This window comes from Embleya scabrispora DSM 41855 (assembly GCF_000372745.1).
GTDB lineage: Bacteria > Actinomycetota > Actinomycetes > Streptomycetales > Streptomycetaceae > Embleya > Embleya scabrispora.
Map to the genome: position 1 here is coordinate 1 of NZ_KB889713.1, position 23,177 is coordinate 23,177.

At 70.2% G+C, this 23,177-nt stretch carries 18 protein-coding genes; 5 read left to right on the top strand and 13 right to left on the bottom strand.

What is annotated here, in order from left to right; all coding sequences use genetic code 11:
- Positions 1–226: 226 nt before the first annotated feature.
- Complete coding sequence (locus A3IC_RS63410) at positions 227–1,267, bottom strand: hypothetical protein (RefSeq protein ID WP_020556270.1); 1,041 nt, start codon at positions 1,265–1,267, stop codon at positions 227–229.
- A 176-nt stretch (positions 1,268–1,443) separates the two neighbouring features.
- Here A3IC_RS63410 and A3IC_RS69375 point away from each other — a divergent pair, with 176 nt between their 5' ends.
- The 3 genes from A3IC_RS69375 to A3IC_RS0143070 all read left to right on the top strand — a co-directional run bounded on the left by A3IC_RS69375 (position 1,444) and on the right by A3IC_RS0143070 (position 3,307).
- Positions 1,444–1,587, top strand: coding sequence for a hypothetical protein (locus A3IC_RS69375; RefSeq protein WP_020556271.1), 144 nt, complete (start codon positions 1,444–1,446; stop codon positions 1,585–1,587).
- A 330-nt stretch (positions 1,588–1,917) separates the two neighbouring features.
- Complete coding sequence (locus A3IC_RS0143065; RefSeq protein ID WP_020556272.1) at positions 1,918–2,373, top strand: hypothetical protein; 456 nt, start codon at positions 1,918–1,920, stop codon at positions 2,371–2,373.
- Positions 2,374–2,425: 52 nt separating this feature from the next.
- Positions 2,426–3,307 carry a DEAD/DEAH box helicase family protein gene (locus A3IC_RS0143070; protein ID WP_026219400.1) on the top strand — a complete coding sequence of 294 codons (882 nt, stop codon included), beginning with the start codon at positions 2,426–2,428 and terminating at the stop codon, positions 3,305–3,307.
- Positions 3,308–3,545: 238 nt separating this feature from the next.
- On the opposite strand, the gene A3IC_RS0143075 is transcribed toward A3IC_RS0143070, so the two are convergent.
- A complete protein-coding gene (locus A3IC_RS0143075; protein ID WP_020556273.1) occupies positions 3,546–4,664 on the bottom strand; it encodes an RICIN domain-containing protein in 1,119 nt (372 codons plus the stop codon).
- Positions 4,665–5,320: 656 nt separating this feature from the next.
- On the opposite strand from A3IC_RS0143075, the gene A3IC_RS0143080 reads away from it, so the two are divergent.
- Entirely contained in the window at positions 5,321–6,199 is an 879-nt protein-coding gene (locus A3IC_RS0143080; protein WP_020556274.1) for a hypothetical protein, read from the top strand.
- A gap of 315 nt (positions 6,200–6,514) precedes the next feature.
- On the opposite strand, the gene A3IC_RS0143085 is transcribed toward A3IC_RS0143080, so the two are convergent.
- Complete coding sequence (locus tag A3IC_RS0143085; protein WP_158696332.1) at positions 6,515–7,837, bottom strand: hypothetical protein; 1,323 nt, start codon at positions 7,835–7,837, stop codon at positions 6,515–6,517.
- A 577-nt stretch (positions 7,838–8,414) separates the two neighbouring features.
- Here A3IC_RS0143085 and A3IC_RS0143090 point away from each other — a divergent pair.
- On the top strand, positions 8,415–8,951 hold the full coding sequence (locus A3IC_RS0143090) for a hypothetical protein (protein WP_020556275.1): 537 nt from the start codon (positions 8,415–8,417) through the stop codon (positions 8,949–8,951).
- Between the two features lie 380 nt (positions 8,952–9,331).
- On the opposite strand, the gene A3IC_RS0143095 is transcribed toward A3IC_RS0143090, so the two are convergent.
- The 10 genes from A3IC_RS0143095 to A3IC_RS0143145 form a co-directional block, all read right to left on the bottom strand.
- Complete coding sequence (locus tag A3IC_RS0143095) at positions 9,332–10,582, bottom strand: hypothetical protein (RefSeq protein ID WP_158696333.1); 1,251 nt, start codon at positions 10,580–10,582, stop codon at positions 9,332–9,334.
- 163 nt (positions 10,583–10,745) lie between these two features.
- Positions 10,746–11,141 carry a hypothetical protein gene (locus tag A3IC_RS0143105; protein ID WP_158696334.1) on the bottom strand — a complete coding sequence of 132 codons (396 nt, stop codon included), beginning with the start codon at positions 11,139–11,141 and terminating at the stop codon, positions 10,746–10,748.
- A 1,002-nt stretch (positions 11,142–12,143) separates the two neighbouring features.
- The gene (locus tag A3IC_RS63415; protein ID WP_052174059.1) at positions 12,144–12,635 is read right to left on the bottom strand and encodes a hypothetical protein; all 492 of its coding nucleotides are present in this window, start codon (positions 12,633–12,635) and stop codon (positions 12,144–12,146) included.
- A 475-nt stretch (positions 12,636–13,110) separates the two neighbouring features.
- On the bottom strand, positions 13,111–13,947 hold the full coding sequence (locus A3IC_RS59860) for an ATP-binding cassette domain-containing protein (RefSeq protein ID WP_020556280.1): 837 nt from the start codon (positions 13,945–13,947) through the stop codon (positions 13,111–13,113).
- The gene (locus A3IC_RS0143120) at positions 13,944–14,930 is read right to left on the bottom strand and encodes an ABC transporter ATP-binding protein (protein ID WP_020556281.1); all 987 of its coding nucleotides are present in this window, start codon (positions 14,928–14,930) and stop codon (positions 13,944–13,946) included. Before A3IC_RS0143120 ends, A3IC_RS59860 begins: the two co-directional genes overlap by 4 nt.
- Positions 14,927–15,805: an ABC transporter permease gene (locus A3IC_RS0143125; protein WP_020556282.1), complete on the bottom strand. Its 879-nt coding sequence runs from the start codon at positions 15,803–15,805 to the stop codon at positions 14,927–14,929. The genes A3IC_RS0143120 and A3IC_RS0143125 overlap by 4 nt, the downstream gene beginning before the upstream one ends.
- A complete protein-coding gene (locus tag A3IC_RS0143130; protein ID WP_020556283.1) occupies positions 15,802–16,740 on the bottom strand; it encodes an ABC transporter permease in 939 nt (312 codons plus the stop codon). Before A3IC_RS0143130 ends, A3IC_RS0143125 begins: the two co-directional genes overlap by 4 nt.
- 41 nt (positions 16,741–16,781) lie before the next feature.
- Positions 16,782–18,302: an ABC transporter substrate-binding protein gene (locus tag A3IC_RS0143135; protein ID WP_040878222.1), complete on the bottom strand. Its 1,521-nt coding sequence runs from the start codon at positions 18,300–18,302 to the stop codon at positions 16,782–16,784.
- 713 nt (positions 18,303–19,015) lie between these two features.
- On the bottom strand, positions 19,016–21,103 hold the full coding sequence (locus A3IC_RS0143140; protein WP_020556285.1) for a S9 family peptidase: 2,088 nt from the start codon (positions 21,101–21,103) through the stop codon (positions 19,016–19,018).
- A gap of 523 nt (positions 21,104–21,626) precedes the next feature.
- Positions 21,627–23,048, bottom strand: coding sequence for an aminobutyraldehyde dehydrogenase (locus A3IC_RS0143145; protein ID WP_020556286.1), 1,422 nt, complete (start codon positions 23,046–23,048; stop codon positions 21,627–21,629).
- Positions 23,049–23,177 lie beyond the last annotated feature (129 nt).

Here is a 23,177-nt window from a genome sequence, read left to right on the forward strand (position 1 = left end):
CGCCCCCGGCCGGCTCCGGAGGAAGGAACGTGACGCCCACCGTTCGCGGCCACGGCGAGGCCGACCCGGCCGGGCCGGGTCGGGTCGGGTCGGGTCGGGTCGGCCGGGTCGGTCGGGTCGGCCGGGTCGGTCGGGTCGGGTCGGGTCGGGTCGGCCGGGTCGGTCGGGTCGGGTCGGGTCGGCCGGGTCGGTCGGGTCGGTCGGGTCGGGTCGGGAACCCGGGGTCTCAAAATGGCGGGTCGTCGGCGAACCCCTTGGGGCCTCCCCACAAATCGGGGAACGTGGGGGGTTCGACGAGGTCGAACATCTGGTTCAGGGTGTGCGCCAGTCCGGCGCCGAAGTAGGGATCGATCTGCTGCAGCCAGGGCACCTCGGCCATCACGCGGACGAGTTCGTCCGTAACCAGCTCGTCCAGGACGGCGCGCAGGTCCTCGGGGGCGGGGTCGTCGACCAGGCACAGCCATCCCAGCGCGGCGGCGACCCTGACCTCGGGCGGGCGTGTGGGGTCGGACCAGCACGCGCGGGTGAAGCCGGCGGCGTCCTCGTGGCGGTGTTCCCTCGCCAGTTGCGCGATCGCCAGGACCAGCCCGGCGCGGAGGCGGGGAACCTCCTCGACGCGGAACCGCTCGTGGAACGCGGCGGAGATCTCCCACGCGCGGCCGGACGACGCCGCCAGGACGCACGCCGCCTCCTCCCGCACAGCCGGGTCCGGGTCGTCCAGAAGGGCGATCGGGACGTGCGCGTCCGCCGCGATCGCGTCCCGCGCTGCCCGCACCGACCAGTTCTGCGGATAACCGCCCACGTCGAAGCGCACGTCGTCGTCGGCATCGGCGACCCGCAACAAGGCGGCGCGCGACCCGTCGCCCCAGTGGTTGCGACACGCCACCGCGGCGACCAGGCCCAGCGCATCGACACGCTCGTGCACGGCCGGGTCCGCGGCGATCCGCAGCAGGAACGGCACCGTCAACGGCGCCACCGAACCCGTCGTGCCCTGATGACAGACGGAGTTGCCCAACGACGAGCACGCCGCCCGCGCCGCGGCCGCGTCCGCGGAACGCATCCGCTCCAGGTAGCCGGGAACGTCCTCGCCCGAGCCGTACGCGTGGGAAAACCGGCCCCAGGGCACCTGATCGAGAAGAAACCCGTCCCTGACGCGCCTCGACATCCCCGCCGTCACCACACGCACATCCAGCGCGGTCCCCTCGTACACCTCGACCCCGTGCACACGCACCCGCTCGAAGTCGAACACGAGATCCTCGGACGTCACGGTCGCCTCCTGTGGCTGTCACCGGCCGAAAGACCCCTGCCTACCACCGGACACCGACACCACTTGAACGAACAGCCGAACACGGGATCGTCGTCCGGCGCCCGTAGCCTCCCCGAGGGCGTGCGCCGATCAACAGCGCGGCCGGGAATCGTCGCACGAACACAGCGGGGGTCGGCGTGGGGGCGGGCGTGTGGGGCGTGGTGGAGGAGTCGCAGCGCGCGGTGTGGTCGTTCGCGCCGTTCGAGCAGGTGGGCCCGTTGAGGTTCGGCATGACCCACGATCGGGCGATGGCCGCGGTCGACGGCGTTGTGGCGGGGTGATGGGAGGAGGGCCGGGGGTCGGCGTGAGTCGCGCCGCCGTATGCCACGCGACCGGTTCGGCGGGCACACGGGGATCGGCGTCGACGCGGACCTCGACCGCGCACTCCGGGGTGCCGTACCTACGCCGCAGGAAACACCCGACACCGTCCGAGGTGATCGACGGGAGTTCGTCCACGACGCCCGGGAATCGCCGCGGACGCGCAACCCGCCTTCGCCTCCCACCTGTTGTCTATTCAAACTAGCCATGATTGACTAGCTCGGATAGACAAGAATGAGGGCCGCCCCTTCGCGCTCGCCGGCGCGCCCCGCGTTCCCGAGAGGATCGATCGCATGTCCACGGACGCCCTGTTCGACCGGCCCGACGTCACCGACGCCGACCCCGACGGCCCGGCCCCCCTGCCCTCGTACACCGGATACGCCACCCGCGTCGGCAACACGTGGGTCGTCGAGATCCGGGATCTCCCCGACGACCGAACCGCCACCGCCCAGGGCCGAACCTGGCGCGAGGCGAAAACGGCGACCGGAAACGCCATCGGCGAACACCTGCCGGCCGGGCACGACGGGTTCGGCATCCAACTCGCCCCCGCCGACCCCGACGCCGACGCCGCGATCACCGCCCTGATCGAGGCCCGCATCGCACTCGTGTACGCCGAACAGGCCGTACGCGACGCCGCACGCCACGCCGCACGCACCCTCATCGACCAGGGATGGAACAACCGCGACACCGGCGCCGCCCTCGGCCTGTCCCACCAACGCGTCTCCCAGATCGCCCCCCGCGGCGCGTGACCCCCCACCCTCCGATACTCGAACGGCCCGATCGCCCCACGCGAAGACCCCGATGCGCCATCCCACCCGCCCCTCGATCCGCCCCACTCGCACCGGCGTCGCCGCGCTGCGCCCGCACCAACGCGACGCGCTCGCCGCGATCGTCCGCGAACTGGAGAACCCCGACCCCGAGGCGGTCGGCAGCGCGCCCCACGGAGGGCGCCGGGCCACCGCGGTAATGGCCTGCGGGACCGGGAAGACGTGGGTGGCGGCCGGGGCGGCCGCGACGCTGGCCGCGCGCGGGCGGGTGCTGGTCCTGGTGCCGACCCTCGACCTCCTCGAGCAGACCGTAACCGCCTGGCAACGCGCCGGGCGCACCGGCGGCGTCCAGGTGGCGGTGTGCTCGCTCGGCGGCGACGCGGCGTTGGCCGCCGCAGGGGTGCGGGCGACCACCAGCACCCCGCGACTCGCCCTGTGGACGGGGGCGGTCGAGGGGCCGGTGACGGTGTACGCCACCTACCAGTCGCTGGAGACGATCCTCGCCGCCCACCGGGGCATGGTCGGGCTGCGCCTTCCCCCATGGCGGCTGGTGGTCGTGGACGAGGGGCACCGTTCCAGCGGACGGCTCGGCCGCCCCTGGACCGCCGTGCACGACGACCGGGTCCTGCCCGCGCTGGGGCGCCTGTATCTGACCGCGACCCCGCGGGTGTGGGAACCGGCCGACGTCAGCGCCTACGGCGAGGGCACCGGCCGCGGCGACACCGGCAGCCTGCCCCTCGACGCCGACGACGACGTCTGGGACGACCCCGACACCACCGCAACCGACGGCCTCGAGAACGACGGGGCCGACCGGGACGACGAGGACGAGGACTTCGACAACCGGAACGACCCGGCGAGCGTCGACGAGTTGGCCCGCGCGGTGCGGTGCGCCGCCGACGCGTTCGCCGGAGGCTGACGCCGGAGAGAGGACGGAACGCTCTCTCGTCGTCGCGCGCCACCCCACCGTCACCCGGCATCGCGGACGGGCGACCCGCCGCGGACGCCTCGCTCCCCGTCGTGACCACCACACCGAATCATCCGTGGCCCGCGACCACCGCACGATCCTTTCGAGTTCACACACCTCGCCTGGATCACGTGGCGGCCGCTCCGGTTCCCGCAAGCTCGGACCAGGATCGGCGAGTGCGTCCGGAGTTCTAGCCCCGGAAAGTGTCGGCGACCGTGCGGTTCGGGTTGCGGGTGACCCATTCCAGCACTCTGGAACCGTCCAGACGTTCGAGGACGAACCTGTCGTCGCGGTACCAGATCGCCTCGGCGACCCGGCGCCCCGCGGGGTAGGTCCGCGTGATCTCCACTTCGCGGGAGGACTCGTGGGACACGGTTTTCGTCGTTTCGACCCTCAACTGCTGGCTCATGGTCGTGCTCAACGACGCGCCGAAACCCCTGAACCCGAAGCTGGCCTCGGCCGAGACGGATATGCCGGTGGTGTGCTCGACCGTCGTGGAGTTGGTCGTGGTCAGACCCACCCGGGTGGTCTCCCGATGCGTGTACTCCGAGGCCCCGCCGTGATCGTAGAAGAACACCTTCGTCCAGAACCCGAACTTGCGCAGGATGTAGTAGGGATTCTCCCGAGCCTGACGCTCGCGGGAGTACGCGGGGTCGCGGACCAGCGGGAACGGGTAGGCCATCGATCCGGCCAGGACAGGGGTCGTGCTCGCGGGCTTGGGGTCGGCGAAGCTGGTCATCCGGTTGACGTCACCGATGCTGTCGTTCCCCGGCTGCAGGTCGAGGACGGGCCTGTACTCGCGTTCGACCAGGAACGCCCACCTTTGGGAGAGGAAATCCGAGCCGCTTGCCCTGGTGAACTGCTCGACGCGCGCCGACGCCTGCCGGCTGAACCCGACGACGTTGAGGTTCAATTGGCTCTCGGCGTTGATGACCTCGTACTCGTCGAAGCTTCCGGCGACATGGCGTAACACCCACTCCTGGGTGGGCCGGTCCTGAGGCGCCTGAAGGTGGAACTGCTCGGCGGGGGCGGACGGACGTGTGCTGTTCGAGACGATGTTGACGACGAAACCGCTGGACATGTTCACCAGGAGGTAGCGCCCGAAGTCCAGGGGGAAGACGTGCCATGTGTAGCTCATCCGGTTGGCCTGAGACACTGGGAACTGCTCCAGCCTGGCCGACTCCGCGTTGCTGTGGGCAACGACGTTCAGGAGCAGGTGGCTCTGAACGTTCAAAAGGCGGTAGGCCCTGCCTGCCGGGATGGGTCTCAAGGGACGCCTCGTTTCCTGGAAGGTGACCGGGCGCGCCACGGGCCGGGCAGCCGATGACTACGGCACTCGCTCGGTCCCGTCCAGTACAGCCGACCCGAGCAGGGACCGGCCGGTCATCGCGGATCGATGGACGAAAATCACGCACGAATGGCGCAAACGGCCACCACGCCCGGGCCGATCGGGGCAGCCGTCGACACCGCGTCGAAACACCCACGAACCCGTGACAGCGGCGCCGTGCGATGCCGGCGAGCCGCCTCGGCAGATCGAGGCGACCTCGATCAACTCCCCGGGACGTGTGGGACGAAAGGGATCCGACCCACGATGAGCGGCAACGAGGCCGAGGTCAACGACATGGTGTTTTCACGGCTCGTACTCCGCGGCCCACGTCATGGGGCGCTTCGTGCGCAGGTGGCACGAACTACCGGTGGAGATGGCCGGACAACGCGACGTCTGCGACCTGGCGGGCACGTACGAGGACGCGACCGGTGTCCCGCTCGCCGACCTCACCCTGGTCGGCACGGGACTGTGGGCATCCGCCTATCAGGGCAGATGGGTCGTCCCCCCGGAGTACTTCACGACCACCGACATCACCCGCGAGCACCTGGAGCGCGTGCTCGCACTGATCGCGACGGACGTTTCCCCGTCTGCGGGCCGACGTACGGGCGGAGACGAGCCCGACGGAGTGGTCGTTCGAGATGTTCCGCCGCTCCCCGGTGGTCCGCCTCGCAGACGGCAGGCTCCTCGTCCTCGACCAAGAGCTGCTGATCGACAGGGTCTTCGGGTGGTGGCCGATGCTCGACATCAAGAAGCCACCGAACGGGCGCCCTGCGGACAAGGCGCGGTCGGACGCGGCGGAGGGCTGTCTGCGTCACCTGACGGAGGTGGCCGTCACCGAGGTGCTGTCCTCGATCGCCGGCGCCGGCACGGCGCGCCGCATGTACGGGGACGCCGAACTGCGCGCGGCCTTTCCCGGCCAGGGCCAGAAGATCACGGACGCCGTCATCGACTACGGGGACGCCTGGGTCCTCGTCGAGGTGACCGCGGTGCGTCTGCGGCAGAACTCCGTGAACGCCGCATCGGAGCAGGCCCAGATCGACGACATGGACAAACTCGTCAAAAAGGCCCGCCAGATCGACGCCACGATTCGCGCACTGAAGAAACGCGAGCATCAGCTCACGGGATTAAGGCCTGCCCACCGGAAAACCTTCTATCCCGTGTTGGTGATGGCGGAGGGTTTTCCCGCGAATCCGGTGACGTTGACGGTGCTGCGGGAGCGCGTGAGGAAGGCCGGCCTTCTCACCGGCGCGGGAATCACGCCGCTGGAAATCCTCGACGCGGAAGAGGTCGAGATGATCGAGGCACTTCAGGGAACGGGCGGGCCGGGACTGCGCGAGATCCTCGAGGGGAAGAGAAACGCCGACCTCTACCGGGCCAGCGTCCGCGACTACATCATCCGCGAACGCGGACTGAACCCCCGGCGGCCCCGTCGGCTGGAACCGCTGTGGGAAAGCATCCTCGACGCAGCTGCCCGACGGCACCAGGCGATCGCATCCCAGGATGAGACGGACGCCTGAGAAAACTCGTGGCACCACGGCAACCGTCGGAGCCCTTGCCGCCACCCCAAGTCCGACGGCCCCGTTCGGCCCGCGGGCCACAATGGTCGATCGTGGCGGACTGTCCCAATGCCGCACCGTGCCTGCTGTGCGGGTGGCCCGAATCACGACTCCGCTCAAGCGTGTCGTCGAGCGACCGGCGCCAAGTGAGTGCGGTCGGGGCGCGTCGGAGGGAACGCGGTGGCCGGACTGCCCCGCCCGGCATTCAGTGCCCGTTCGGCCCATTTCCTTCGTATCTCCCGGTGGCGGGCTCGACTCAGGGTGCCACGGGCGTGTTCATCGTCTTCGAAACCAGGCGAGTACGCCTCGGCGGGTGGGGCGCTGGGGCACTTCGGGCACTGTCGGCGCCGCAGGTGCCGATCGGGGAGGTGGTGAATCCGGGCGCGGTGGGGGTGTCGACGGTCGCGGTGGGGTCGGTGGAGCGGACGCCCCGCTCGGTGCCGGTTCGACGTGCGGCCCGCTCGTGGACGCGTGCGCGGCCGCACTGTCGTCGCCCGCGGGTGTCGAAGGCGGCTCCTGTCGAGGTGGGGTCCGGCGGGCGCGGGCGCCGGCGTCCGGGGCGGAGCGCGGGCGGGGCGGGGCGGCCCGTGGCGGTGGGAGGGGGTCGGGGCAGGAAGGTTCGGTGGGGAGGCCGAACTCGTCCACGCTCCAGTAGGCAACCTGCCAGTGGACGCTCGGCCACAGGCGAATCTGGGCGGCGCCGCGCTCGGGCCGCCACATGGCCCACGGCACGTCCGGGGCGCCCAGGCCTAGGACGTGGATTCCGGGAATGAGGGGTTCGAGCAGTCGCGGGTCTCGGCTGCGCAGATAGACGGCCGCGTTCGCGCGCGTGCTGCCGGTCGCGCCGGTGGGTGTCCGGGCGGCGAGACGACACCAGGCCTTGCCGGCCTTGACGCCGGCGTCCTCGACGATGCCGAGCACAGCCTTGGGGTGGCGTCGGGCGGTGGAATCGTCCAGGCTCCGGTGCAGACGGGCCATGTCTGCGGGGTTCGCGGCGTCGTGGCAGACGTCGGTCCACGGCACGATCCGGGTTCCGAACGGGTCGGGGACGCGGACAGTGAAGCGGGCGACGGTGTCGCGGTCGTGGTCGTGCAGGGCCAGGAATCGCGCGATGCGCACCGCGGTGGTGACCACCGGCGGCAGAAGGGGCCCCACGGTGTGCACGCGATGGGCGACCCGCTCGGCCGGTGGCGTCCGGACCGGCGCACCGACGGGAGGTTGCGATTCGTGGCCGGTGTCGGTGGTGGCGGGAACGACCAGGCGCAGCGTCAGAATCTCGTCCCAGACTTCGGCAAGCCCCGGCGCACCACGGGCGATCGACTCGATTACCTCGTCCGTGCGCAGGGCACAACCGGGCAGGTGTGCGGCGGGGCCCGCGCCCTTGTGGTGAGCAAGCCGAAAATGGGCGGCGACGGTGAACACCGTGCCCTTGGAGGAGGTACTCGGGTAGGACCTCGTCGCGTGGACCTCGTGGTCGCAGTAGGCGCAGCGCAGCGGCCGCACGAACTGTTCGACGGCGTCGTCGATTTCCCGCGCGGACACCACGCGCGCGGTAGCGTCACGGGCCTGTCGCATCGAGGGGGCCCTCTTGTCGGCCATCGCACCGCCTCCCATCTCACGTAGTCGCAAACATACTGTCCGTCGTCGTTCGGTTTCCCCGGAGCGCCGTCGGGGCCGTCGGATGGCGGCTGGCAATCCGCGTCCTGCACGACGAGACTCACCGCGGAGCCAATCGCACGAAGCCTGTACCCGTGACGAGGAAGGCCTGGCCAACGGGCGGCCGTTCGTCGTGATCGGCCCGAGTGGGCTGAGGCTCGCGGCGGCAGGGCATGGGATGCCGCGCCTGTCGCGATCGTTGCTCCTCTGCCGGGCTCGGTGCTGTCGTTGCACGCCTCACCTCTGCCGGTCAGCCCGGATCGTCGACCACTTCGGTGCCACGGACTCCGCTCGGGGCATGCCGTTCGACAAGCCGTCCACGCACGTGTTCCGGAGAGTCGTCCAACGGGGGAACCGGCCGTCGCACCGGCGGCAATCGCTGGATCGGCGCTCGAACAAGCAACGAAGGGCGGCGCCTGTATCACGCTCGCCGGCGGCGAGAGTTCGCCCTCGCACTGCGGATGCCGGCAATACCCCGGAACGTAGGGCCCTGTCTGTTCTCCTCTGGAATCATCGAGGTATGGCCTTGACCGCCCCGCTCTTCATCCCGCGTGTCCCGCCGTTCTTCCCTCCGCCCGCACCGCGTCGCCGCTTCGTGCACATCGACCGAACCCGCGCGCGGAACCTGATGAGGGACGTCGGAAACGGACCGCTGCCCGAACATGTGCAACTCGTGCAGGCCCAGACACGGGAGCGACTGAGGGTATTCCTGGCCGAAGCGGGGTTTCGTCATCACCGGCTCTATGTCCTCGAAGTCGCCAGCCGGCACCCCCGCGTCAAGATCGGCGTCAGTAAGGAGCCGTACGATCGAATCGCCCGCCACATCTCCGAGTACAACCGGTGGCAGCACGCACTCATCCGAGTCCACGTGACCGATCCGCTTCCCGACCGACTCACAGCCCGGAGAGCGGAGGTCCAGGCCCACACCTGGATGGACAAGCACTTCACTGCGCCACACTCTCGCGAGGAATTCATGGACGGCGACTACGTTTTCGGCAAGATCTGCGCCGACACGGCCGTGTCGGTCCTCACCCAGGATTCAGACGTTCGCTGCTGACGCCGCAGCGCCGTTCGGGCACACCGGCAAACCATGGGTCGCAGGTGCACACCCTCGCCACGAATCGGTCCTGTTGCCGTCACCGTCGTCGTTCGGGTTACACGGAGGCCGTAGCGCCGACGTGTTGTCGCAACCCTGCGAAGCGACTGGTGGGCGGAGGTAGGCGGTCAACGGCCCGGTGCCGGCCGCGTGAAGGGTCCATCCCTTCGAGTACCGCAAGGCGCCACGACCGCATCGGCCCCGGCGCCCTCCCGCCCGCCGTTCGGACCTGTTCCCCGTGGGTCGATGCTCGGCCGCCGAGACCGCGTTCGTTGGGAGAGGAGCGCCCGGCGGCCGTGCAACGCGGGTGTGCCGCCCCGGGTGTGGCGGCACACTGCGGTTCACGCGTCCAGGTCTCCGCTGTCGAGGAGCGCGTTCCGCAACAGCGCGCGGTCGGTTTCCGACACGTGGGGGGTGTCTGCGGCGAGGAGTGCGCGGGCGTGGTCGCGGACGCGTTCGGTGTGCCAGTGGGTGGGGTGCACGCGCTGGAGGAGTGCGGTGAGCAGGGTGAACGCGGCGGGGCTGTCGGGGTGTTCGGCGGCGCGGGCGTGCGCGAACGCCCCGGCGCCGGCGACGCTTTCGGCGGGCAGGTCGGTGTCGAGGGCGGTGCGCCACAGGTCCAGGGCGACGTCGACGAGTTGGTCGTTCGCGTCGTCGGGCAGGGCCCGGGCGGTCTCCTCCAGTAGATCGGACACGGCCCTGGGACCGCCCGGCCCGGCGGCGAGAGTCGTGAGGAAGACGTCGAGGGGCGCAAGGACACCGGGGTCGTACAGGTGGGCGACGGCGACGTGTCGGGCGACGTGTTCCAGGGGTACGCGCACTGCCGCAGCGAGTTCGTCGCCGTCGACGCGCGCGAGCAGGGCCGGCACGGGCGGGCCCCATTGCAGGTGGGTGCGCACGGGGTGCGGGCCGCGGGGGTCGGGGAGGGTCAACAGGACGTCGGCGTGCTCGTCGACCCACTGCGGGGCGCGCTCGTGCAGGACGGCCAGGTACGCGCCGATCAGCGCGTGGAGGGCGGCGCGGGCCTGCGGCTGTTGCCGGGGTTCGCGCAGATGGGCGTGCAGAACGTCGGTGAGGCGCGTGGGCGGTGCGGGGTCCGCGTCGCCGTGGGGCAGGCGCAGTCCCCACTCAAGGAGCGCGCGCAGGGCGCGGGCGGCGGGGTGGTTGAGCGCGTGGAAGTACGCGTCGTCTCCCCAGGGCGCGTCCGTCACGGAGTCGGGGTCGGGGTCGGCGTGCGGGTCGGTGGGGTCGAGCGGGTCGGCCTCGGCGGCGTCCAGGGTGGTGTGTGTGGTCTCGGTCAGGCGGGTGAGGATCGTGTCCGACCAGCCGGTGGTGTCGATGTCGTCGCGGTCGAGGGCGACCAGCGCGAGTTCCGCGAGCGGGTCGCGGCCGGTCGCGGGGGTCGGGAGCGCGGCGGCCGCGGTGAGGGCGGCGCTCAGGGTGTCGGGGCGGTGTGGTCGGCGAGGGCGAGCAGGTAGGCGCGGCGGGTCGTGTCGTCGGGCAACGCGTCGACGACGGCGGCCGGCTCCTGGGCCCAGGGTCCGGGCTCGGTCAGCACGAGCCGGTGGATCAGGCTTTCGCGTTCGTCCCACGGGGTGGCCGCGACGGCCCGCGCGCACTCGGGCGCGCCGCGGGTCGTGGCGAGGTCGGTCGGTTCGCGCAGCTCGGGGCCGAGGACGGCCGGGGTGAAGGGTGTGGGGTCGAACGGTACGCGGGGATCGGGGGCGGGTCGTCCGACGCGTTCCTCCATGACGGTCAGTACCTTGCGCCAGGGGGCGAGGACGGGGTCGGGCAGGACGGCGGACCAGTCCCAGGCGAGCAGCCACGCGGACGGCGGACGCCCGGAGGCGTCCCACTGGCCTGCTCGGCGGTCGGCTGCCCGAACAGGGCGAGGGCGCGGATCTGCGGGGCGCGGTGCGGCAACGCAACGAACACCTGGCGGATGGCGGCGACCGACGCGTCGAACATCCGCACGGCCTCGGCGTGGGTGCAGGAGCCGCCGTGCACGACGGCGGAGGCATCGCTGTAGAGCTTCGACCACACTCGCACGGCCGCACGTTCGGCGTCCCCCGGCGCCATCCGCGCCGTCTTCTCGACCAGCAGCAGCACCTTGCGGTCGCGATACCCCCGGGCACGGCGCGCTCGGCGCACAACCGCGCGAACGCCGCCTCAAGATCCCGTAGATCGTCACCCGGGAGCGCAGCCGTCGGCACGCTGGAATTCGCCGGCGTGTCCCGGGCAGCCAGGAATTTCGCGACGGCCGTCTCGAGTCCGGTCCGTGCCGCCTCCAGGCCCTCCGTCTTGGTCCGTCAGGATCTCCAGCGCCGCCCGGCAGCACGCCAGCGCCGCCACGTCGGGGCGTTCCAGGACACCGCCGTCGGTCAGCAGCCGCGCGGCGTCGCGCAACAACGCCAACGTACTCGCGCCCTTGGGGCCCAGGACGTCAACCCTTCGGCGAACTCCTCGTCCAACAGCACCGGTTCGCTCCGCGCGTCACCCGATTCCGTTTCCACGGCGCCCACCGTAGCCCCGTTTCCGGGCCCGTACGTCGTCGGCGGCCCGGGCCGGGCGGCGGGGCTACCCGGTCGGCAGGCGGGTGGCCCGCTCACACGCCCGACACCTGCGGCGGCCCCGGGAGAGACGACACAGGCGCAAAGACCCGTGCTCTCGGATCGAGGATTCCCCCGCGGGGCGCCTCGGCCGTACCGTGAGTCCGTGTCCGTGTCCGTGTCCGCACGGACCGTGACGGCCCGTGAAGCGGGTCGCCGAGGAGCAACCGGGAGGAGACACGCATGGGCGAGCACCGCGATCCCAGTACCGACGACGGGAACCATCCCGGCTGGCCGATCCCGCCGGACAAGCCACCGAACCCCGGCACTCCCACTAAGAATCGGGACGCCTCGGTCGATTGCCTGCACCGGGGCCGTGCACCCACCCCGGCCGCCTGCGGTCGGTCGGGGTGCACGCCTGTCGGCCTGCGGCCCGGTACGCGGCCACCGCGGTCGCGTCCCGGGCCGAGACGGTGTACCCGACCCGGTGCGCCGCTTGCGGTGGGCCGGCCGAGGTGGCCCGGGGGCGAGGAGCCTCGGGGCTGCGGCGGTCACCGTGGCGTTCCACGAATCGTTCGCGTGGATGTGCCAGGGAAGCAGCGGATCAGGTCCGGGACTTATCAGTGCCGAGGGTGGTCGCGGCCTCGCGGAGGGCCTCGCGGACGATCCCGGTCGGGGTGAGGTGGTCGCCGGCCGCGGGCGGCTGCAGCCACGTCACCATGGTGTTCTGGTCGCCGGTGGGCAGCACGACCCACGCGCCGACCCCGACCTGACGCGGGCCGCGGCGCAGTTCGACCTCGGGGACGGGTTCGTCGCGCTGAGGCGGCACCAGGAAGCCGATACGGCGCCACCGGTGGTCGAGGATCACCGGGCCGAGCGGCACGTCCCGCCCGCGCAGCAGCCGCAACGCCGCCTGGCCCAGGGGCACGTCGACCGCGATCACGTCGAACGTGACGCCGGTGGCGGCCAGGCGCGGACCCCACCCGAAGGCGTTGTGCAGACCGGCTTGCCCCGATGACGTGCTCGCCGCGGTCGTCTCGTCGCCCGTGGCGCGGGAGGGGTTGACGAGACCGCGGGTGGCGCTGGCGGTGGTCATGGCGGAAACCTCGCGATCCACGTCCGGGTGAGGAGATCTATATCAACCCCACGATGCTCATAAGATAATTATGAACCTTCGCACCCCGAAGCGCCAGCCCCCTCCAGGATGGATCCGACGGGAGTCCGCATGGCGACCGGGACCACTGCTCGCGGGATCCCGTGCGATGGCACCTCGGCCGTTCGGCTCCGGCGTTTCCGCCGGCCTCCGAGTCCCGGTCCGTGTGTCGATCCGGGTGGTCGCACTCGGCGAGGGCATCCCCACGTGGACACCGTTCCGGCCGGCCGACGCAGGCACGGAACGCGGTCGGCGGTCGGCCCGTGTGCGGGCCGACCGCCGACTTCGGCCGCGGGCGGTCAACGGGCCGCGTGGATGCAGGCGGTGCGGGGCGATCCACTCCCGATGCGAGGCGGCGGGGCCGATGAGAAGGCGCTCTCGGCCTCGGGGCATCCGGACCGGAAGGCACAATCGGTGTTCATGTCGAGGGTCCGGCGGGGTCGCCTCCCAGCGCCGGTGCATCTCGCCCCGCGTCCGGTCGGTACAGATCCGGCGCGGCCCGTAGCAAAGCCCGGGTGTATGGATGCCGGGCTGCGGTGAAGATCGTCTCGGCCGCGCCTTCTTCCACCACACGGCCCGCATACATCACCGCGACCCGGTCACAGAGCGTTCGGACGATGCCCAGGTCGTGCGAGATGAAGACGATCGTGAGCCCGAGTTCGGCGCGCAGGTCGGCCAGCAGGTTGACCACGGTGGCCTGGGCCGAGACGTCCAGAGCCGATACCGCCTCGTCTGCGACCAGCACTTCGGGTTGCACCGCGAGGGCGCGTGCGATGGCGACTCGTTGGCGTTGTCCCCCCGACAGTTCGCGCGGCCGTGCCTCCAGGACGCGCGGGGGCAGGTTGACCATCTCCATGAGCGAGTTGAGGGCGGAGGTCATCCCGGCCTCCGGGACGAGACCGTGATAGTCGATGAGTTCGGCCAGCACGGAGCGGACCCGTCGACGGGGGTTGAGCGAGGCGACCGGGTCCTGGAAGACCATCTGGATACTGCGGCGCACGTCCTTGGAACGCCGGGTGTCGACGTCCCTTCCGTCGTAGCGGACCCGTCCGGCCGTCGGTTCCGTCAGCCCGATGAGTACGCCGGCCAGCGTCGACTTGCCGCAGCCGGATTCGCCGACCACGCCCAGGCACTGGGACCGCTCGACGGCGAGGCTGACACCGTCGACGGCCCGCAACGTCACCGGTGCCGCGGATCGCCGGGCCCGGACCTTGAAGTGGACCTCGATGTCGTCCAGTTCGATGAGCGCACTCATGACTGCCCTCCATCATTCAATTCGGCCTGCCGCAGACACGCGCTGGCTCGGTGCGGGCCGATGCTCAACAGGGGCGGGTCCACTTCCCTGCAGGCATCGACGACGAACGGGCAGCGTGGGGCGAAGCGACAACCCGAGGGGAGTCGACCGGCGGTCGGCGGGGATCCGCTGATGGCCTTCAGCCGTACCGGCGGCCCGTGCAACTGCGGCATCGACTCGATGAGCCCGCGGGTGTACGGGTGTCGGGGATTCTCGATCAGAGCGCGCGTCGGCCCCTGTTCGATGATGCGGCCGGCGTACATCACGGCCGTGCGGCCGGCGACGCGTGCGATGACCGACAGGTCGTGGCTGACGAAGATCAGGGCCAGACCCCGCTCGGCCCGCAGCCGTTCGACGAGAGTCAGGATCTGGTCCTGGACGGTGGCGTCCAGCGCGGTCGTCGGTTCGTCGCAGAGGAGAAGCCGAGGCTCCACCGACAGCGCCATCGCGATCATCACCCGTTGGCGCAAGCCTCCCGAGAGTTGGTGGGGCCATGCCCGGACCCGTTGCTCCGGGTCGGGCACGCCGACTTCGCGCAGCAGGCTCAGGGCCTGGTCGGCCGCGGCGCGGCGCGACACGCCTTGGGCGCGGGGGCCGGCGGCGACCAGGTCGCCGATGCGCATTGTCGGGTTCAACGAGCTCATCGGTTCCTGGAAGATCATCGAGACGCCGTGGCCGCGCAGGTCGCGCGGGTCGACGGGCCGTGGTTCCTCGTCCTCTCGGCCGCGGAAGCGCATGGTCCCCCGGGTCCGGATCAGCGTGGGCGGCAGCAGCCCCAGTACGGAGCGCAGCGTGAGACTTTTGCCCGATCCGGACTCGCCCACGATTCCCAGGCATTCACCGGCGTCGACGTGCAGGGACACGTCGTCCACCAGGGTGACGCCGTCGCGCCCGGCGGCGATCACCAGGTTCGCGATCTCGATGACGGGTTCGGTGCCGGTCATGATTTGATCCGATCGTCCAGGCCGTCCCCGATCAGCGCCAGGCCCATTCCGGCCAGTGCGATCGCGGCTCCAGGCGCGGCGATCAACCACCAGTTGGTTTGCATGACGGTGCGGGCGGACTGGATCATTGCGCCCCATTCGGGGGTTCCGACGGGTATGCCGACGCCCAGGAAGGACAGCGTGGAGATCGCCACGACGGCCAGTCCGATGTCGACGAAGAAGTAGACGATGCTCTGGCCGATCGCGTTCGGCACGATGTGCCCGACGATCACCCGCCATCGGGGCAAGCCTCCCGACTGTGCGGCGCGGACGTAGTCCATGGAGCGGACCCGCCGTACCTCTGCGCGCATCAGGCGCGCGTAGACGACCCAGGAGATGAGGGTGAAACCGATGATGAGCGGCAACTCGCCGGGCCCGAGGAAGAGGAATCCGTTGCCGGGGCCGAGCAGCCCGACCAGTGCGATGAAGAAGATGAACAGCGGGAGCGAGACGACGACATCGGAGATGCGCATGATCGCGGTGTCCAGCCACTTGGCGCCGAGACCCGCGATGATCCCGATGAGGCTGCCGAGGATCGCCGGAATGAGTGAGGCGAGTATTGCCACGCGCAGGTCGACCCGAATCGCGTAGACCAGCCGGGTCCATTCGTCACGGCCGAGTTGATCGGTGCCCAGCAGATGCGCGGACGAGGGATCGGCGAGCCGGTTCAACAGATCCTGTTCGGCCGGGTCTCCCGTGGTGATGAGCGGTGCGAAGAGCGCGGCCAGGATGAACAATCCGAAGATGACGGCCCCGGCGGCCATCTTGCCGTTGCCACGCCGGAGTGACCGGGGCGTGTGTTCCTTGTCGTCCTTGATCAGGGACAGGTCGCTCATGCGCTCACCGTTCTCGGATCGAGCAGCGAGACGACGGTCTCGCCGAGGACGTTGGCGACCACGACTCCCGTGGCGAAGACCAGCGTGATGCCTTGGACCACGTAGACGTCGCGTTTGGCGGATGCGTCGACCAGCGCGCTGCCCAGGCCCGGGATGTCGAAGGTGGCCTCCAGGATGACGACGCCGAAGAAGAGGTAGCCGACGTTGAGCGCGAGCAGCGTGAGGACCGGGCCGAGGGCGTTGCGCAGCACGTGCCGGACGATCAGGGCGCTTCCCCCCACCCCGAGTGACCGGGCGACCGCGACGTACTCGGAGTCGAGCACGTCGACCAGGCTCGACCGCAGACTTCGCACGAGGACGGGAGCGAGGATGATCGCTCCGGTGACGGAGGGCAGCACCAGCGACCTGACCAGTTCCGCCGGGCCCGACCCCAGTCCCGAGACCGGGAACCACCCGGTGGGGATGGCTATCAGCCTGATGAGCAGGAACCCCACCCAGAACGCGGGCAGGAAAAGCGCGAGCAGAATGCCCAGCCGTATCGCGTGGTCGATGAATCGGTCCCGGAACCAGGCGGCGGTCGACGCCAGGACCAGTGCCGCCGACATCGCGAGCACCAAGGTGCCGAGCAGCAGCCACAGCGTGTCGCCGATGCCTTGGCCGATGATGTCGCCGACGCGCCGGCCGTCGATCGATGTGCCGAAGTCACCGTGCAGGACCCGATTCAAATAGTCCAGGTACTGCTGCGGCAGACTGCGATCGAGCCCCAGTTGATGGCGCAGCTCGCGCACCGCCTCGTCCGAGGCCCGTGGACCCAACCGGAGCCGGGCCGCGTCGCCCGGCGCGATCTGGGTCAGCACGAATACCACCAGCGTGACCGAGAGCAGAACGAGCACCAACTGGAGCAGCCGGGCGAACAGGATTCTTGTCGCGGTCACAAAGCCGCCTCCTTGCCGTTGACGGTGCCGGATACGTCCCGTCAACTCTTGACGCTCAATTCGTCGGCGCAGTAGGCCAGGTAGGGCGTCGGAACGAATCCCTCCACTCGGCCGGCGACCGCGTAGAGCGCGTTGGGCACCGCCAGTGGGATCACGGCGCCACTGGCGTTGGCGGCCTTCTCGAAGGTCTGCACGGCGGTGGTCACGTCGTAGGGAGTGCTCGCCGCGTGAACCGCGGTCAAAGCCGCGTTCGCCGGCCCGGGGTCGGACTGGGAGAACACGACGCCGGTCGATTCGAGAAAGCCGAGAGGGTCGATCGGGCTGGGCGCGAGCGCACTGTAGGTGGTCATCGCGAGCTGGAAGTTGCCGTTGGTCAGCTTGTCGATCAGCGAGCTGGTCGGGAGCGGGACGACGGTGACCTTGATGCCCGCCTGGGCCAGCATCGGTGCCAGGGCCTGTGCCGCGAGTTCCTCCGCGTCGCCGCTGGGCACGATCAACTCGAGATTCTGACCGGCATAGCCCGACTTGGCAACCAGGCTTTTCGCGGCAGCCGCATCGGTCGTGGACCAGGTGCACGTGGAGCACGGGGAGATGCCGGGGACGTTCTGCGGCAGCAGTGACGTCGCCACGGTCGCCTGGCCGGCGTAGCCACCCGCCACGAGTTTGCGGTAGTCGACGGCCGATGCCATCGCCTTCCTGAGATCGACGTTGGCCAGGGGCCCCGACTTCGTGTTGATGGTCAGGACGCTGACCCCCGACGACGGCACGCCGACGATCTTGCCCTTCGGGTACTGGCCGGCCACACCCAGCTCGACGCCGTTGACGATGTCCAGGGAACCGTCTTGGAACTGCAGGAGTCGCTGGCTACTGTCCGTGACGACCTTGTATTCGACCTTGTCCAGGTGGGGCAGGCCGGCCCGGTAGTAGTAGGGGTTGCGGGTGAGGGAGATGGACCGTCCCACGGTCTGGTTGCCGATGCCGAACGGCCCGGCTCCCGTGGGCTTCTTCCAGAAGTCGGCTTCTGTTTGACCGCCGTAGTTGTCGGGGAAGATCGCGGCGTTGCTGGTCGACAGGATCGCGAGCAGGGTCTCGTCGGGCTGGGTCAGCGTGAAGACCACGCTCTGCGGCGAGGGCGTCTCCACGGACTTGATGGAGGAGAAGTAGCCGCCGTACAACTTGCCCTTGCTCCAGAGTCCTTCCGAGAATTTCACGTCGGCGGACGTGACCTGTCTGCCGTTGCTGAATTTCGCGCCCGGATCCAGGGTGAACGTCAGCGTCTTGGCTACCGGATCCGCCTTGTAGGACGAGGCCAGGGCCGGCAGCAGACCTTTGCCGTCCGGGGTGGAGCGCAGGAGCGACGCATACACCTGAGGAAAGACGCTGAAGCTGTGGGTCGACAGCGCCTCCTGCGGGTTCCACGTGTCGATCGCGCTGCCGAGGGACATCGTGGCTGAGCCGCCCTGCTTGGGGGGCTCCGACGAGGCGGGTTTGACCGAGGTCGATCCACCGGAGCACCCGCTGAGGAGGCCCGCGGCGACCGTCAACGATGCGACATACGCCATGACCTTGGCTAGGGTCATAAGTTCCCTCGCAGTTTCATAAATTTTCTAGCAACTGGGGTTTCTGGATTTTACGGCGGGCGCATAGCGGCTGTCTAGAGGTGCACAAAGCAGTCATCTCTAGTGTTTTCGTACCCTGCTGCATGTCCACCGCACTCGGCCGTCTCCGGCGAGACGGCCGGCGGCACGGCCGAGGGGGCGGCATGGGGGGAACGGAAATCCCGGAAGACCGGGAGAACACCGATGAACCGGATTTCGCGGCCGCTTGGTTCGTTGCGGGCCGAGCGGCGGCTACCGAAGATCCGGACCGGGCCGCGCCGTCGGGCGAGCGACGATCGTCGGTCGCTGCGACGCGCCGCGCAACCTCTTATGGCCTCGTCTTACCACCTCGTCGCACGACCCCCGCCGCCGATCCCTGCATCGTTGCGATGGCCCGGGAGCCGGTTGCGGGGACGGGGCGCGCCCTCGGCCGCTCAGCCGAAGTCGCCGGGACGACCGTCGCCCTCGTCCCGGAACGGGTCGGCGAAGGGCAGTCGGGGACGGCCGTCTTCAGCTATCCGATATGTCTGCGGATCCTTCGCCCGAACGTGCCCGGACGCTGGCGCCGAGGGCCGGGAGAGGCATTGCCTGGTCACGGAGAAGGTGGTGGCCCCGTCCGAAGGGTCCGTGCGAACGCTGTGTCTCCCGGCTGGTGCTCCGCCTCGGCGCCGACGCCGTCAGGCTCCGTCGCCGGGTGCGCCCGTAGCGTCGGGCCGAGCGGGGTTGCTCTCCTTGACGTGACGCACCATCCAGTCGACCAGCGCCTCGTTCTGTGCTCGTCGCGCCGGCACCGGGCCCGAGATCGATCCTTCGTGGGAGGCGTCCGGCAGCATCAGCATCTCGGCGACGCACCCGGCGCGCCGCAGCACCGAGTAGAACTGCTTGCTCTGCTCGGGCGGGCAGCGATGGTCGCGTTCGCCCTGGATCAACAACGTCGGAGTGGTGCAGGTGTGGGCCGTGGTGATCGGTGAGAGTTTCCGGTAGCGGTCGAAGTCCGTCTCGGGTAGTGCGCCCAGTACATCGGGCAGAAAACCCAGCCCGACGTCGCTCGTTCCGTACATGCTGGAGAAATTGGTCACCGGATTCTCGATGACGGCGGCCTTGAACCGGTCGGTGTGGCTGACGATCCAGCTCGACATGTACCCGCCGTACGACAGGCCGGCGACCCCGAGGCGGGCGGGGTCGGCCCAGCCCTCGTCCACCGCGAAGTCCACCGCCGCCATCAGGTCGTCCAGGTCGTCGTGGCCCCAGGCGCCGTTGATGGCGTCGGCGAATTCCACGCCGTAGCCGCGCGAGCCGCGGGGGTTGACCATGAGCACCCCGAAGCCCACGCCACACAGGATGTGGGCGTCGGTGACGAAGACCTCCCCGTAGGCCGCCTTGGGGCCGCCGTGAATGAGCAGCACGGTCGGCAGCGCTCCGACGGCGTCGGCGGGTCGCAGGAGCTTGGCCTGCACCAGCGGCCCGTTCTTCGCACGGACTCGGAATTCGGTGGCCGTGCACGGGATGGTGCAGGCCCGATTGCGGGTCGCGGTGTCGCTGATCCGCGAGTCCTCGCCCGTGTCCATGTCGCGGACCCAGAGGTCGGGCGGGCTGGTGAGAGTGCCGGTGGCGTACAGCAGGCGCTGCCCGGCCACCGCCAGCGGATAGAAGCAGCCCGGGCCTGCCAGCACCGGCGTCGTACGAGGTTCGCCCTCGAGCGCGACGCGGTGCACCTCCAGGCGGTCCTCGACGTGCACCCGCAGGAGAGCGTCGCCCCCGTGCAGAAGCAGTCTCGGGTCGGGGTCCACGAACGGGATGGCCACGTCGCCCAGCACATCGCCGTTGAGATCCACGTTCAGGCCGGCGCCGCGATCGGTCAGGCGCCACGACTCGGCTGCCGCCGCGGAGTCGTCGGCCGGGTCCACGACGAACAATTGACCCGGCGAGTGCGATGTGGCGCCGGAGGAGGTCACCGCGATCCGGCCGTCGCCCGATGCCACGAGGGAGAAGAGGTCGAGATCCCGTATGTGCTCGGTGACCGTGCCGGACCCGTCGGCTGCGACGGAGCGAACGGCGGCGGTGTCGTGTTGCCATTCGTCCGGCCCGCATCCGGCGAGGAAGGCGATGCGTGCGGTTCCGGCCCGCCCCGATTCCGCTTCCGTCCCGCCGGGGCCCGGCCGCCCGGGCGACGCCAGCCACGTCGGTTGGCTGTTGACCCAGGCGTCATCGGTGAGCCGCGCGTGCGTCCGGGTGCCGAGGTCGTAGACGAAGATGTCGGCGGTGACGTCGTCGACGAGGTCCAGCCCGTCCACCCAACCGATCGCCCGGGTGATCCGATACGGCGCTTCCGGCACGCGCGTCCGCAGCGTCGCGGCGTAGGCGATTCGGCGGCCGTCGGGGCCCCAGACCGGTTTCCCCGAGACCGAACGGTTCGGTTCCGCCGGGTCAACGAGCACCTCGAACCCGAAGTCGGGCGCATCCGCGAGCCGGACGAGGACGATGTGCGTGACCGGGCCGTCGTCGGAAAGGAACGCCAGCCGGCTGCCGTCCGGCGAGAAGGAGGGGGTGTGGGCGCCGTCGCCGAACGCCACGGCGACAGCAGCCGCAGCAGGCTCGCCCACACGGCTCAGGCACAGGCTGTGGCGCTCGACATCCCCCTCGATGCGGGAGACGGACCAGGCGACGAGTGCGCCGTCCGGGCTCAGGTCGGCGCTGTGGAGCAGTTCCATCGCATCGACACGTTCGGTGACCGTTGGGTCGTACTCGATGTCAGGCGTGGGCATGGGAACTCCTTCGCTCGGATCCGTAAGTCGTTTGCCGGATACGTAAGTCATGAGGTGGGCTGTTCGCGGCGCCCCGATGCTTCGGACCCCTTGCCCGTTGTGCTGGGGTTCGACCACGGCACGGGTTCCCGACGACCGGATCGAGCCGGTCGTGCGACCGGGAGATTCCTCCCATCGAACGCGCCCCGAGCGGGTGGGATCGGGTCGTCCGCATCCCCCCGGGGCGGACGACCCTCGATGCCCCCGCATCCTGCCCACCCGCTGCGGACCCTCAAGGCGCCGGGCATCACGTGTCGCGGGCGAAGAGGTCCGCGAGCGTCTCGCGGCGAACGACCTCGCGCGCCTTCCCGTCGGCACAGAAGACGACCGATGCCTTGAGCGCTCCGTTCCGGCGTGCACACCCGCCCAGGTGGAGCTATGCGCTCGCGCTGATCCGCTTGATCGCCCGGGGGACCCGAGCCGACGGCAATCCGGCCCTCCTCGACCGTCGTCCCCTCGGGAGGCAACCCCAGGATGTCGGGGCTCACGTCCACGAGAGCATCACGTGCTTGATCCGGGTGTACGCCTCCAGACCGTAGAGGGACAGGTCCTTGCCCTCACCGGTCTGCTTGAAGCCCCCGTGCGGCATCTCGGCCGCCGTCGTGACGTGGGTGTTGACCCAGGTGATGCCGAAGTCGAGCGCAGCGGTGACGCGCATGGCGCGACCGACGTCACGCGTCCACACGCTGGACGCCAGCCCGTGGCGGACGTCGTTGGCCATCTCGATCGCCTCCTCCTCGTCGGTGAAGGTCTGCACGGTCAGCACCGGGCCGAAGATCTCCTCCTGGACGAGTTCGTCGCTCTGGCCGACTCCGGTGACGATCGTCGGCGGAAAGAAGAAGCCGGGACCCTCCTCCGCCTTTCCGCCGGTCACGATCCGGGCGGTCCCGCTGCGGCGCTCGACGAGTCCCGACACGCGTTGCAACTGGGATCGGCTAATCAGTGGGCTCCGGCCGTCCCTGGCATCGGCAGGGTCGATCAGGGCGAACGATCGGGCGTGTTCCACCAGTTCCCGTACCAGGTCGTCGTGGACGTCCGCATGCGCCAGGATGCGCGACGGCGCGGTGCAGTCCTGGCCGGCGTTGTAGAAGGCGGCGTCGGCGATCAGCTTCGCGCAGCCGGCCACGTCCGCGTCGGCGAACACCAGGACCGGGCCGTTGCCGCCCAGTTCGAGGTGGGTCCGGCGCACGTCGTCGGCGGCGGCCCGAACCACTTCGGTGCCGGCCCTGGTCGATCCGGTGATGGCCACCATGTCCGCGTGCCGGTGACCGGCCACCAGCTTGCCGGTCTCCCGGTCCCCGCAGACCAGGTTCACGCAGCCGGGCGGCAGATGCCGTCCGCAGATCTCGGCAAGCAGCAGCGCACTGGAGGGAGTGGCCGCGTCCGGTTTGAAGACCACCGTGTTGCCGGCCGCGACGGCCGGCGCCAGCTTCCAGACCGCGGTCATCAGCGGGTAGTTCCACGGCGCGATCGAGGCGATCACGCCGACGGGCTCGCGGCGGATCATGGATGTGTGACCGGGCACGTACTCCGCCGCCGCGCGCCCCTCCAACATGCGAGCCGCGCCGGCGAAGAACCGGAGCTGGTCGATGATCGGCAACAATTCCTCGGACCGGAAGAGTTCGGTCGGCTTACCGGTGTCCCCGCATTCGGCGGCCACGAATTCGTCCGCCCGCGCCTCCATCTCGGCCGCGATCGCCAGCAGCGCGGCCTGACGCTCCCCCGGCGCCGTGCGCCGCCACGACGCGAAGGCCGTGCGCGCCGCATCGAACGCGGCGTCCACCTCGGCGTCGCGCGAGAGCACGCTGGAGCCGTGGATCCCACCGGTGCGGGGGTCGACCAGAGACAGTCGGCCGGGGGCGGCGCTGCGGACCCCGTTGATGAAGTTGGCGACGTGCCCGGTCATGCGGGAACTCCGGTCGTCCGCCGGGCGATGGGCGCCCCGTGCCGTCGGAACGCCACAGCCGCAGAGTTATGTAGCAATCTCACGAGCATCATAGAATTATTATGAACCTTGGGCTTCCGGAGCGCCAGC